The 13184-nt window shown below is 70.2% G+C and carries 8 protein-coding genes; all 8 read right to left on the bottom strand.

All coding sequences use genetic code 11. The annotated features are described in order from the left end of the window. Positions 1–99: 99 nt before the first annotated feature. The gene (gene whiA / locus ACULK2_RS09800; RefSeq protein WP_445967070.1) at positions 100–1080 is read right to left on the bottom strand and encodes a DNA-binding protein WhiA; all 981 of its coding nucleotides are present in this window, start codon (positions 1078–1080) and stop codon (positions 100–102) included. 43 nt (positions 1081–1123) lie between these two features. Continuing rightward, positions 1124–1996: an RNase adapter RapZ gene (rapZ, locus tag ACULK2_RS09805; protein ID WP_445967071.1), complete on the bottom strand. Its 873-nt coding sequence runs from the start codon at positions 1994–1996 to the stop codon at positions 1124–1126. A gap of 41 nt (positions 1997–2037) precedes the next feature. After that, on the bottom strand, positions 2038–4002 hold the full coding sequence (gene uvrC / locus ACULK2_RS09810; protein WP_445967072.1) for an excinuclease ABC subunit UvrC: 1965 nt from the start codon (positions 4000–4002) through the stop codon (positions 2038–2040). Positions 4003–4004: 2 nt separating this feature from the next. After that, positions 4005–6896 (bottom strand): excinuclease ABC subunit UvrA, encoded by a 2892-nt coding sequence (gene uvrA / locus ACULK2_RS09815; protein ID WP_445967073.1) that lies wholly within the window; start codon positions 6894–6896, stop codon positions 4005–4007. A 105-nt stretch (positions 6897–7001) separates the two neighbouring features. Next, entirely contained in the window at positions 7002–9065 is a 2064-nt protein-coding gene (uvrB, locus tag ACULK2_RS09820) for an excinuclease ABC subunit UvrB (RefSeq protein ID WP_445967074.1), read from the bottom strand. Between the two features lie 105 nt (positions 9066–9170). Further along, positions 9171–9788, bottom strand: coding sequence for a dephospho-CoA kinase (gene coaE, locus ACULK2_RS09825; protein ID WP_445967075.1), 618 nt, complete (start codon positions 9786–9788; stop codon positions 9171–9173). Between the two features lie 112 nt (positions 9789–9900). Then, positions 9901–11349 carry a 30S ribosomal protein S1 gene (rpsA, locus tag ACULK2_RS09830; protein WP_445967076.1) on the bottom strand — a complete coding sequence of 483 codons (1449 nt, stop codon included), beginning with the start codon at positions 11347–11349 and terminating at the stop codon, positions 9901–9903. Positions 11350–11513: 164 nt separating this feature from the next. Further along, a complete protein-coding gene (locus tag ACULK2_RS09835; protein ID WP_445967077.1) occupies positions 11514–13178 on the bottom strand; it encodes a DUF885 domain-containing protein in 1665 nt (554 codons plus the stop codon). Positions 13179–13184: the final 6 nt, after the last annotated feature.

Here is a 13184-nt window from a genome sequence, read left to right on the forward strand (position 1 = left end):
CCGGACGTCTGCCCGGTGACCGCGGCGTTCTCGATCCTATGCCCGGGGCCGGGCCGTATGACGGGGGTTGACGGGGTTCTCGCGCCGTTCGGGCGTCGTTCAGACGTCGTCGAGGTCGGCCGGGAGGTTCGCTTCCGTGCCGGGGACGCCGAGTTCGACGGCGCGCTTGTCGGCCATCGCGAGCAGTCGGCGGATGCGTCCGGCGACCGCATCCTTCGTCAGCGGCGGGTCGGCGTGGTGGCCGAGCTCGTCGAGGCTCGCGTCGCGGTGGGCGAGCCGCAGTTCGCCGGCGTACTTCAGGTGGTCGGGGATCTCGTCGCCGAGGATCTCCATGGCGCGCTCGACCCGCGCGCACGCGGCCACCGCGGCCTGCGCGGAGCGGCGGAGGTTGGCGTCGTCGAAGTTGACGAGCCGGTTCGCGGTCGCGCGCACCTCGCGGCGCTGCCGGAGCTCCTCCCAGTTCCGGACGGTCTCGTCGGCGCCCATGAGCGCGAGCATCGTGCTGATCGCCTCGCCGTCGCGGATGACGACCCGGTGCACGCCGCGGACCTCGCGGGCCTTGGCCGACACGCCCAGTCGGCCCGCCGCGCCGACGAGCGCCATCGCTGTCTCGCCGCCGGGGCAGGTCACCTCGAGCGCCGCCGATCGGCCCGGGTCGGTCAGGCTGCCGTGGGCGAGGAACGCCCCGCGCCAGACGGCGGCCACCTCGTCCCGGGAGCCGGTCGTGAGCTTGTTCGGGAGCCCGCGGACCGGGCGGCGCCGCGCATCGAGGAGCCCGGTCTGGCGTGCGAGCGTCTCGCCCCCGTCGAGCACGCGCACCAGGTACTGGTTGGTGCGCCGCAGGCCGGATGCGGAGATCACGGACACGTCGGGGCGCACGCCGTACAGCTCCCCCAGGTCACGCGTGACCCGGCGTGCGATCGAGGGGGCGTCGAGCTCGGCCTCGATCGCGATCCGGCCCGAGATGATGTGGAGTCCCCCGGCGAATCGGAGCACGGAGGCCAGCTCCGCGGCACGGACCGAGGTCCGTGCCACCTCGACCTTCGCCAGCTCCTCTTTCACCTCAGCGGTCAGGGCCACGTGGTCGTCCTCTCTGTCGTGCGGTGGCGCCGTCGGCGCCGGTTCATTCCCGTCCGAGATCGCGGTGCTTGATGCTCACCGCGAGTCCGGGGATCGATCTCAGGCGAGCGGCGAGCTCGCGGACCAGGGCGACGGAGCGGTGCTTGCCGCCCGTGCAGCCGAGCGCGATGGTCGCGTGCCGCTTGTTCTCGCGCTGGTAGCCCTCGAGTACCGGCCGCAGCGCCGCGACGTAGGCATCGAGGAACTCGCGTGCTCCCGGCTGCTCGAGCACGTAGTCGGAGACCTCGGCGTCCTCGCCGGTGTGCGCGCGGAGCGCCGGCTCCCAGAACGGGTTCGGGAGGAATCGCGCATCGACGACCATGTCGGCGTCGGGCGGCAGTCCGTACTTGAACCCGAAGCTCTGCACCGTGACGCGCAGGCCCGCGCGATCGGCCTCGGCGAAGGTGTCGGTCACCAGCGTCGCGAGCTGGTGGATGTTGAGGTCGGAGCTGTCGACGATGATGTCGCTCGACTCCCGCACCTCGGCGAGACGACGGCGCTCCGCGGTGATCCCGTCGAGCAGGGTCCCGTCGCGCTGCAGCGGATGCGGCCGGCGCACCGACTCGAAGCGGCGCACCAGCACCGCGTCGTTGGCATCGAGGAAGACGACGCGGACGTCGACCTTGTCGCGGAGCGACTCCACCATCTCCTGCAGCTCGGAGAAGAAGGTGCCCCCGCGGATGTCGACCACGGCCGCGATCCGCGGCAGAGACGCACCGGCGCGCTGGGCGAGCTCGACGAGTGGTCGCAGCATCTGCGGAGGGAGGTTGTCGACGACGTACCAGCCCAGGTCCTCGAGCGCGTCTGCGACGGTGGAGCGCCCCGCCCCCGACATCCCGGTGACGATGAGCATCTCCTGGCGATCGCCGTCGGTCATCTCGCTCGGCGCTCCCTTCCTGCTTCCCCCGGTGGTCCAGCCTAGTCTGCGGCGGCGCGGCTCGTTCCCTCCAGGTGGGTGCGGATGGCCGACGCGAGGGCGGGGCCGATACCGGGCACCTCGGCGATGGCGGCCTCGTCGGCCTGACGGAGTCGCGCGACCGAACCGAAGTGCTTGAGCAGGGCCTTGACGCGCGCCGGACCGAGGCCGGGCACCTCGGACAGGATCGTCGTGATGTCGCGCTTGCGACGCTGCCGCTGGTGGGTGATGGCGAATCGGTGCGCCTCGTCGCGGACGCGCTGGAACAGGAACAGCGCGTCGCTGTTGCGCGGCAGGATCACGGGGAAGTCCGAGTCGGGAGTCCAGATCTCCTCGAGCCGCTTCGCGATGCCGCAGAGGTAGACGCCCTCGACACCGGACTCCCGCAGTGCCCGCTCGGCCGCGGCGACCTGCGGTCGGCCGCCGTCGACCACGAGCAGGTTCGGCCGATACGCGAACTTCGCACGACGCGAGGGTGCGACGACCTCGCCCCCGGACCCGGCCGCGGAATCCACCGTGGCGTGCTCGGCGTCGCCGTCCCTGGCCGAGGCGGGCGCGGCATCCGCCTCATCGTCGCTGTTCGCGGTCGACCCGAGGTACGCCAGCCGGCGAGTGAGCACCTGGTGGATGGAGTCCGTGTCGTCGGTCGTGCTCGGGATCGTGAACCGCCGGTACTCGTCCTTCCGCGGCAGTCCGTCCTCGAAGACGACCATCGAGGCGACGACGTTGGTGCCGCTCAGGTGCGACACGTCGAAGCACTCGATCCGGAGCGGGGCGTCGGCCATCCCGAGTGCCTCCTGGATGTCCTCGAGGGCGCGCGAGCGCGCCGTGAAGTCGGCGCTGCGCCGGGTCTTGTAGAGGACGAGCGTCTGCCGCGCGTTCTGCGTCGCCGTCTCGAGCAGCGCCGCCTTGTCGCCGCGCCGCGCGGCGCGGAGCCGCACCTTCCGGCCGCCGAGCGCCGCGAGCCAGCCCTCGAGCGCTTCGGCGTCGTCGGGCAGGGCCGGTACGACGACCTCGGCCGGCGGGCGGATGTCGTCGCCGTATGCGTTCTGGACGACCGAGTCGACGAGGTCGCCGAGCGACATGTCGAGCTCGGTGTCGACGGTCCACGATCGAACCCCGCGGATCCGGCCGCCGCGCACGATGAAGAGGTGCACGGCCGCCGCCAGCTCGTCGTGGTCGACGCCGAAGACGTCCACGTCCACGTGGTCGCGGAGCACCACCGCGCTCTTCTCGAAGAACGACTCGGCGGCCTGGAGTTCATCGCGCCGGCGCGCGGCGGTCTCGTAGTCCTGCACCGCCGCGGCCGCGCGCATCTGCTGCGTGAGGTCGGTGATGATGCGGCGGTCCTGGTTCTGCATGAACGCGACGAACCGGTCGACGTTCGCCCGGTGCTCGGCCATCGTGACCCGGCCCGAGCACGGCCCGAAGCATCGCCCGATCTGGCCGGCGAAGCAGGGCTTGCCGGTCTGGATCGCCCGCTTGTAGTCGGAGTCCTTGCAGGTGCGGATCGGGAAGAGCTTCAAGAGCAGGTCGAGCGTCTCGTTCACCGCCCACACCTTCGGGTACGGGCCGAAGTACTTCGCGCCGGGGATGCCGCGCCGGCGCGTCACGATGGCGCGCGGCGCCTCGTCGGCCAACGTGACCGCGAGGTACGGGTACGACTTGTCGTCGCGGTACTTCACGTTGAAGGGCGGATCGAACTCCTTGATCCACGTGTACTCGAGCTGCAGCGCCTCGATGTCGTTGGCGACGACCGTCCACTCGACGGAGGCGGCAGTCGTGACCATCCGGCGCGTGCGCTCGTGCAGCGTGTGCAGCGGGGCGAAGTAGTTCGACAGCCGCGCACGGAGATTCATCGCCTTGCCGACGTAGAGCACGCGCCGGTCGGCGTCGCGGAACCGGTAGACGCCAGGATCGGTCGGGATCTCCCCCGGCCGCGGACGGTACGGGACGGTGTTCGCCATGCTCAGCTGGCGGCGACCGCCGGGCCGGCGGCGGCCTCGAAGATCTCGCGCAGGAAGTACCCCGTGTGGCTCTCGTGCACCTCGGCGACCTGCTCGGGGGTGCCTGTGGCGACGACCTGGCCGCCGCCCGAACCGCCCTCGGGACCCAGGTCGATGATCCAGTCCGCCGACTTGATGACGTCGAGGCTGTGTTCGATCACGATCACGGTGTTGCCCTTGTCGACGAGCTTGCCGAGCACCTTCAGCAGCTTCCGCACGTCCTCGAAGTGCAGGCCGGTCGTCGGCTCGTCGAGCACGTACACGCTCCTCCCGTTCGAGCGCCGCTGCAGTTCGGTCGCGAGCTTCACGCGCTGCGCCTCGCCGCCGGAGAGGGTGGTCGCACTCTGGCCGAGCTGGACGTACCCGAGGCCGACGTCGACGAGGGTCTTGAGGTAGCGGTGGATCGCGGAGATCGGCTCGAAGAACTCCGCCGCCTCGCTGATGGGCATCTCGAGCACCTCGGCGATGTTCTTGCCCTTGTAGTGCACCTGCAGCGTCTCGCGGTTGTAGCGCTGCCCGCCGCACACCTCGCACGCCACGTAGACGTCGGGCAGGAAGTTCATCTCGATCTTGATCGTGCCGTCGCCGGAGCACGCCTCGCAGCGACCGCCCTTGACGTTGAAGCTGAACCGGCCCGGCAGGTACCCGCGGGCCTTCGCCTCCGCCGTCTCGGAGAAGAGCGTGCGGATGCGGTCGAACACGCCGGTGTACGTCGCCGGGTTGGACCGTGGCGTGCGCCCGATCGGCGCCTGGTCGACGTGGACCACCTTGTCGAGGTGGTCGAGCCCCGCCACGCGGCGGTGCTTGCCCGGCACCTTGCGCGCCCCGTTCAGCCGGTTGGCGAGCACCCGGTACAGGATGTCGTTCACGAGCGAGGACTTGCCCGACCCGCTCACGCCGGTGACGGCGGTGAACGTGCCGAGCGGGAACTCGACGTCGACCCCGCGCAGGTTGTTCGCCTGGGCGCCCTCGACGCGGATCACCCGCTCGGCGTCGACCGGCCGCCTGGTGGCCGGGATCGCGATCTCGCGCCGACCGGCGAGGTAGTCGCCCGTCAGCGACTCGGTGTTCTTCATCAGGTCGGCGTAGCTGCCGCTGTGCACGACCGTGCCGCCGTGCACGCCGGCGCCCGGCCCGATGTCGACGATCCAGTCCGCCGTCCGGATCGTGTCCTCGTCGTGCTCGACGACGATGAGCGTGTTGCCGAGGTCGCGGAGCGCGACGAGCGTGTCGATGAGCCGGCGGTTGTCGCGCTGGTGCAGGCCGATGCTCGGCTCGTCGAGCACGTAGAGCACGCCGGTCAGGCCCGACCCGATCTGCGTCGCGAGGCGGATGCGCTGCGCCTCGCCGCCCGAGAGCGTGCCCGCCGCGCGCGCGAGGTCCAGGTAGCTGAGCCCGACGCGGATGAGGAAGTCGAGCCGGAGCTTGATCTCGCGCAGCACCTGCGCGGCGATGGCCTGCTCGCGATCGGTGAGCTCGAGCCGGTCCATGAAGGAGCGCGCGTCGGTGAGGCTCAGCCGGCAGACGTCGGCGATCGACGCGTCGTGGATGAGGACGGCGAGCACCTCGGGCTTCAGCCGGTCGCCGCTGCAGACCGGGCACGGGATCTCGCGGAGGTACTCGGCCCATCGCGCGCGCTGCACGTCGGTCTCGGCCTGGAGGTACTGCCGCTCGATGTAGGGCACGACGCCCTCGAAGCCGGAGGTGTAGCTCATCTCGCGCCCGTAGCGGTTGCGCCACCGGACGCGCACCTCGAAGTTGTCGCCGCGCAGCACCGCATGGCGGGCGTCGACGTCGAGCTCCTCCCACGGGGTGTCGAGCGAGAACCCGAGGTCGCGCGCGAGCCCGTCGAGGAGCTTCTCGTAGTAGTTGTAGAGGCTCTTGCCCTGCGAGGTCCAGGGCAGGATGACGCCCTCGGCGATGCTCATCGCCGGGTCGCCGAGCAGCAGCTCCTCATCGACCGACATGCGCGTGCCGAGCCCCGAGCACTCGGGGCACGCGCCGAACGGCGCGTTGAACGAGAAGGTCCGCGGCTCGATCTCGGTGAGCGCGATCGGGTGCTGGTTCGGGCAGCTCAGCTTCTCGGAGAAGGTCTGCCATGCGGCATCCCCCTCGCGGTCGACGTAGTTGACCTGCACGACGCCGTCGGTCAGGCGGAGGGCGGTCTCGAGCGAGTCGGTCAGCCGGCCGAGGATGTCGTCGGATGCCACGAGCCGGTCGATCACGACCGAGATGTCGTGCTTGACCTGCTTCTTCAGCTTGGGCGCGTCATCGAGGCGGATGAGCTCGCCGTCGACCACGGCACGCGAGTAGCCCTGCCCGGAGAGCTCGCGGAACAGGTCGACGAACTCGCCCTTCTTCTGCGAGACGACGGGGCTGAGCACCTGGAACCGCGTGCCCGCCTCCAGTTCCATCAGTCGGTCGGCGATCTGCTGGACCGTCTGCCGCTGGATCCGCTCGCCGCACACCGGGCAGTGCGGCACGCCGATGCGCGCCCAGAGGAGGCGCATGTAGTCGTAGATCTCGGTGATCGTGCCGACGGTCGAGCGCGGATTGCGGTTCGTCGACTTCTGGTCGATCGAGACCGCGGGGCTCAGCCCCTCGATGAAGTCGACGTCGGGTCGGTCGACCTGCCCGAGGAACTGCCGGGCGTACGCCGAGAGGGACTCGACGTAGCGGCGCTGCCCCTCGGCGAAGATCGTGTCGAACGCGAGCGAGGACTTGCCCGAGCCGGAGAGGCCCGTGAAGACCACCATCGCATCGCGCGGGATCTCGACATCGACGTCGCGCAGGTTGTGGACGCGTGCCCCGCGGACACTCAGGCGCGAATGGGCATCGAGGCGTGAAACTGGCACCCTACGAGTCTACGAACGGCCTCCGACACTCCTCCCGCGATCGCACCTGCCGAGAGCGAACACACGTTCGATTCCCAGTCGGATGCCTCGCGGCTCGCGTCGTCGTCAGCCCAGGTGGCCCGCCTTCTCCATCTGCCGCAGCTCGCGCTTGAGCTCGGACACCTCGTCGCGCAGGCGCGCGGCGAGCTCGAACTTCAGTTCGCCCGCGGCCTCGAGCATCTGGTCGTTGAGGTCGCGGATCAGTTCCTCGAGGTCGTTCGCGCCGGCCGCCGCGATGCCGTCGCGCTTCATCGGGACCGGCGAGGTCTTCCGGCCCTCGCGGCCGGCGAGGAGCCGCGCCGTGTCGGCCTCCTCGCGAGCCAGCACGTCGGTGATGTCGGCGATCCGCTTCCGGAGCGGCGTGGGATCGATGCCGTTCACCCGGTTGTACTCGAGCTGCCTGTCGCGACGCCGGTTCGTCTCCTCGATCGCGAGCTGCATGGAGTCGGTCATCACGTCGGCGTACATGTGGACCTGCCCGGAGACGTTGCGGGCGGCGCGACCGATGGTCTGGATCAGCGACGTCGAGGAGCGCAGGAACCCCTCCTTGTCGGCGTCGAGGATCGCCACGAGCGACACCTCGGGCAGGTCGAGGCCCTCGCGCAGCAGGTTGATGCCGACGAGGACGTCGTAGACGCCGGCTCTGAGCTCCGTCAGGAGTTCGACGCGCCGCAGCGTGTCGACGTCGGAGTGCAGGTACCGCACCCGCACGCCGGCCTCGGTGAGGAAATCGGTGAGCTCCTCCGCCATCCGCTTCGTGAGGGTCGTGACGAGCACGCGCTCGTCGCGCTCGGCGCGCGCGCGGATCTCCTCGAGGAGGTCGTCGATCTGGCCCTTCGTGGGCTTCACGACGATCTCGGGATCGACGAGACCGGTCGGGCGGATGATCTGCTCGACCACGCCGTCGGCGATGCCCATCTCGTACCTGCCCGGCGTCGCGGAGAGGTACACCGTCTGTCCGACGCGGTCCTTGAACTCGTCCCACTTGAGCGGCCGGTTGTCGAGCGCGCTCGGCAGGCGGAAGCCGTGCTCGACGAGCGTGCGCTTGCGGGAGGCGTCGCCCTCGTACATCGCGCCGATCTGCGGAACCGTGACGTGCGACTCGTCGATCACGACGAGGTAGTCGTCGGGGAAGTAGTCGAGGAGGCAGTGCGGCGCCTCGCCCGGCGCGCGACCGTCGATGTGGCGCGAGTAGTTCTCGATGCCCGAGCAGAAGCCGATCTGCTCCATCATCTCGAGGTCGAAGGTCGTGCGCATGCGCAGCCGCTGGGCCTCGAGCAGCTTGCCCTCTCGCTCGAGCTCCCGCAGCCGCTCGTCGAGCTCGTCGCGGATCGTGCCGATCGCGCGTTGCATCACGTCGACGCTCGCGACGTAGTGCGAGGCCGGGAACACGGGCACAACATCGAGCTTGGCCACGACCGTGCCGGTCAGCGGGTGCAGGCTGTGCAGCGCCTCGATCTCGTCGCCGAACATCTCGATCCGGATCGCGTGCTCCTCGTAGACCGGGATGATCTCGATCGTGTCGCCCCGCACCCGGAAGGTGCCCCGCGAGAAGTCGACGTCGTTGCGCTGGTACTGCATCGACACGAACTTGCGGATCAGCCAGTCGCGGTCGACGCGCTGGCCGACCTGGAGCGGCATCATCGCGCTGAGGTACTCCTCGGGCGTGCCCAGGCCGTAGATGCACGAGACCGTGGAGACCACGACGACGTCGCGCCGGCTGAGCAGCGAGTTGGTCGTCGAGTGCCGCAACCGCTCGACCTCGGCGTTGATCGAGGAGTCCTTCTCGATGAAGGTGTCGGTCTGCGGGACGTACGCCTCGGGCTGGTAGTAGTCGTAGTACGACACGAAGTACTCGACCGCGTTGTTCGGCATGAGCTCGCGGAACTCGTTCGCGAGCTGGGCGGCGAGGGTCTTGTTGTGCGCGAGGACGAGCGTGGGCCGCTGGACCTGTTCGATGAGCCAGGCCGTCGTCGCGGACTTGCCGGTGCCGGTCGCGCCGAGCAGCACCACGTCGGTCTCGCCGGCGTTGATGCGGGCCGCCAGATCGGCGATCGCCTGCGGCTGGTCGCCGCTCGGGGCGTACTCGCTGACGACCTCGAATGGGCGCACGGAACGGGTCGACTGCATGGATTCGAGTCTAGGTCGGCCCACCGACACGCCCGCCGGGTACGCCGAGGGCGTACTCGCGCCATCCGTCGGAGCCGGGAGGCCGTGCGGCCGCGCGCCGTCCGGTCAGGCGCGCTTCGCCTTCCGCGCGCGCTCGATGTCGACCCAGAGCGCATCGGCCTGGCTCATGGTGTGCGCGAGGGTGCCGCCCGTATCGATGACGACGTCGGCCACGGCGCGACGCTCCTCGTCGCTCGCCTGCGCGTCGACGCGGGCCTCGGCCTGGATGGGATCGACGCCCCGCTCCTCGACGAGTCGCTTGACCTGGGTGCGCTTCGGCGCGCTCGTCACGACGACGAGGTCGAACGGGTGGTCGACCTGGGCCTCGACGAGGAGGGGCACGTCGTACACGACGACCGCATCCGGATTCTCCTGCTCGGCCTTCGCGATGAGTCGGCCCGACAGCTCGCGCACCGCGGGGTGGACGATCGCGTTCAGCCGCGCGCGCGCCTGGTCGTCATGGAATACGAGTCCGCCGAGTCGCTGCCGGTCGAGTGTGCCGTCGGACCGCAGCACGTCGTCGCCGAAGGCGTCGACGATGGCCGCCAGGCACGCCGAGCCCGGCTCGACCACGCGACGGGCGAGCTGGTCGGCGTCGAGGTGGATGGCGCCGTGCTCGACGAGGCGGCGCGCGACGGTGGACTTGCCCGACGCGATGCCGCCGGTGAGGCCGATCAGATACACGATGTCCACTCTACGGGTGCGGAACGCTCCACCCGAACGCCGGAAGGCCGGCCCCCCGAGGGGACCGGCCTTCCGCGTGCCGTTCGTGCAGCGCGAGGGCTGCACGTCGTGACTAGTTGCTCGAGAGCTTCTCGCGCAGCGCCGCCAGCGAGGCGTCGTCGGCGAGGGTGCCCGCGCCGGCCGACTCGCTCGAGAACGACGACGCGCCCGACGAGAACGAGTCGTCCGAAGCCTGGGCCGCGAGCGACGCGGCGACCTGCTTCTTGTGCGCCTCCCAGCGAGCCTGGGCCGCAGCGTACTCCTGCTCCCACTTCTCGCGCTGGGCCTCGAAGCCCTCGCGCCACTCGTTGGTCTCGGGGTCGAAGCCCTCCGGGTACTTGTAGTTGCCCTGCTCGTCGTACTCGGTGAGCATGCCGTAGAGCGCCGGGTCGAACTCGGTGCCCTCGGGGTCGACGCCGTCGTTCGCCTGCTTGAGCGAGAGCGAGATGCGGCGACGCTCGAGGTCGATGTCGATGACCTTGACGAAGACCTCCTCGCCGACCGACACGACCTGCTCGGCGAGCTCGACGTGACGGCCCGACAGCTCCGAGATGTGCACGAGGCCCTCGATGCCGTCCGCGACGCGGACGAACGCGCCGAACGGGACGAGCTTCGTGACCTTGCCCGGGGTGACCTGGCCGATCGCGTGCGTGCGCGCGAAGACCTGCCACGGGTCCTCCTGGGTGGCCTTGAGCGACAGCGAGACGCGCTCGCGGTCGAGCTCGACGGAGAGCACCTCGACGGTGACCTCCTGGCCGACCTCGACGACCTCGGACGCGTGCTCGATGTGCTTCCACGAGAGCTCCGAGACGTGGACGAGACCGTCGACGCCACCGAGGTCGACGAACGCACCGAAGTTGACGATCGACGAGATGACGCCCTTGCGGATCTGGCCCGGGTGCAGGTTCTGCAGGAAGGTCGAGCGCGACTCCGACTGGGTCTGCTCGAGGAGCGCGCGACGCGACAGGACCACGTTGTTTCGGTTCTTGTCGAGCTCGAGGATCTTCGCCTCGATCTCCTGGCCGAGGTACGGCGTGAGGTCGCGGACCCGACGCAGCTCGATGAGCGACGCGGGCAGGAAGCCGCGGAGGCCGATGTCGACGATGAGGCCGCCCTTGACGACCTCGATGACCGAGCCGGTGACGACGCCGTCGTTCTCCTTGATCTTCTCCACGTCGCCCCACGCGCGCTCGTACTGCGCGCGCTTCTTCGACAGGATCAGGCGGCCTTCCTTGTCCTCCTTCTGGAGAACGAGGGCCTCGACGGAGTCGCCGACCTCGACGACCTCGCTGGGGTCGACGTCGTGCTTGATGGAAAGTTCGCGGGAGGGGATGACACCCTCGGTCTTGTAGCCGACGTCGAGGAGGACCTCGTCGCGGTCGATCTTCACGACGGTGCCCTCGATCAGGTCGCCGTCGTTGAAGAACTTGAGCGTCTTCTCGACCGCGGCGAGGAAATCGTCAGCAGATCCGATGTCGTTGATCGCGACCTGCTTGGGCGCCTTGGTCGTTGCGGTTGTCATGTAGTGGATGCTCCGAATGGACAGTATCGGGCCCGACGCGGGAAGAACGGTGTCTTTGGTTGGTCCGCGACGGGCAGGCGGACAGGATCGTCACACGAGTGACGCTCCATCCTAGCGGCTCGCCGTCGCGATCAGCAACCCGGGCGTGTCGCGCACGCCGCGGGTCACGCCGCCATCGCTCCACGGAGCGTGTCCAGGCCGACTCCGCCGAGCGACAGCGCCCGACGGTGGAACGAGCGGACGTCGAACCCGGCCCCCTCGCGACGCTGCACGTCCGCTCGCAGCTGCTCCCAGATCCGCTGGCCGACCTTGTAGGACGGCGCCTGGCCGGGCCAGCCGAGGTAGCGGTGCACCTCGAAGCGTACGAACTCCGCCGGCATGTTGACGTTCCGACCCATGAAGTCGAACGCGTACTCCCCCGTCCACGTGCCATCGCCGTCCGGGCGCGGCTTGCCGAGGTGGACGCCGATGTCGAGCACGACCCGCGCGGCACGCATCCGCTGCCCGTCGAGCATCCCGAGCCGGTCGGCCGGATCGTCGAGATAGCCGAGCTCCTGCATGAGGCGCTCGGCGTACAGCGCCCAGCCCTCCGCGTGACCGGACGTGCCGGCGAGCTGCCGACGCCACGTGTTGAGCTGCCGGCGATTGGCGACGGCCTGGCCGATCTGCAGGTGATGGCCCGGGACGCCCTCGTGGTACACCGTCGTCTTCTCGCGCCAGGCGTCGAACTCGGTCACGCCCTCCGGCACCGACCACCACATCCGGCCCGGACGGGTGAAGTCGTCGCTCGGCCCGGTGTAGTAGATCCCGCCCTCCTGCGTGGGCGCGATGCGGCACTCGAGCGTGCGGATCTCCTCCGGGATGTCGAACTGGGTCGCCCCGAGTTCGGCGACGGCGCGGTCGCTCGTCTCCTGCATCCACCGCTGCAGCGCGTCCGTGCCGACGAGCTTGCGCGCCGGGTCGGCCTCGAGGTGCGCCACGGCCTCCTCGACGCTCGCGCCGGGCAGGACCTCGTTCGCGACCGCCTCCTGCTCCGCCACCATCCGCGCGAGTTCCTCGACGCCCCACTCGTAGGTCTCGTCGAGGTCGACGACCGCACCGAGGAAGTGCCGTGAACGGAGCGCGTAGATCTCCCTGCCGACCGCGTCCCGCTCGCCCGCGCGCGGCGCGAGCTCGCCGTCGAGGAACTCGGCGAGGCGCCCGTAGGCGGATGCCGCGGCCGCGGCGCCCGCGTCGAGATCGTGCCGCAGCGCCTCGCCTGCGACCTCGCCGGCACCCCCGACGAACGAGGCGAAGAACCCGTCGGGACGAGCGTGCCGACGCGCCTGGACGGCGACCTCGTGCACCTGGCGCACCGCCGGGACGATGCCGCGCTCGATCCCCAGTCGGAGGCTCGCCACGTACCCGTCGATCGCGGCGGGGACCGCAGCCAGCCGGCTCGCGATGCGCGCCCAGTCCTCCTCGTCGGCCGTCGGCATGAGGTCGAACACCTCGCGGACCTCCTGGGCCGGGCTCGCGATCACGTTCAGGTCGCGCAGCTGCAGGCCGGCGGCATCCGCCTCGAGATCGAGGCCCAGCTCGCCGTCGAGGTCGGCCACCGTGATCCGGTCGACGTCGTCGGTGGCGCTGGCCGCACCGAGCGCGGCGCGCGCAGCCCGCGCCGCCTCGATGCGCGCCTCGTGCCCGTCGGGCGAGAAGTCGGGCAGCCGGTGGTCCTGGTCGGTACGGCCGAGATACGTGCCGACCGTCGGGTTCAGCTCGACGATCGTGTCGACCCACTCCTCGGCGATGCGGTCGACGTCGGTGGGAGTGCGGTCTGCGATGGCCATGACCGC

Source organism: Agromyces molybdatiresistens (genome assembly GCF_052748445.2).

Coding starts and splice junctions, on each gene's coding strand:
- uvrB (WP_445967074.1), bottom strand. CDS start 9,065: ATGCAGTCGACCCGTTCCGTGCGCCCATTCGAGGTCGTCAGCGAGTAC.
- ACULK2_RS09835 (WP_445967077.1), bottom strand. CDS start 13,178: ATGGCCATCGCAGACCGCACTCCCACCGACGTCGACCGCATCGCCGAG.
- rapZ (WP_445967071.1), bottom strand. CDS start 1,996: ATGACCGACGGCGATCGCCAGGAGATGCTCATCGTCACCGGGATGTCG.
- rpsA (WP_445967076.1), bottom strand. CDS start 11,349: ATGACAACCGCAACGACCAAGGCGCCCAAGCAGGTCGCGATCAACGAC.
- uvrC (WP_445967072.1), bottom strand. CDS start 4,002: ATGGCGAACACCGTCCCGTACCGTCCGCGGCCGGGGGAGATCCCGACC.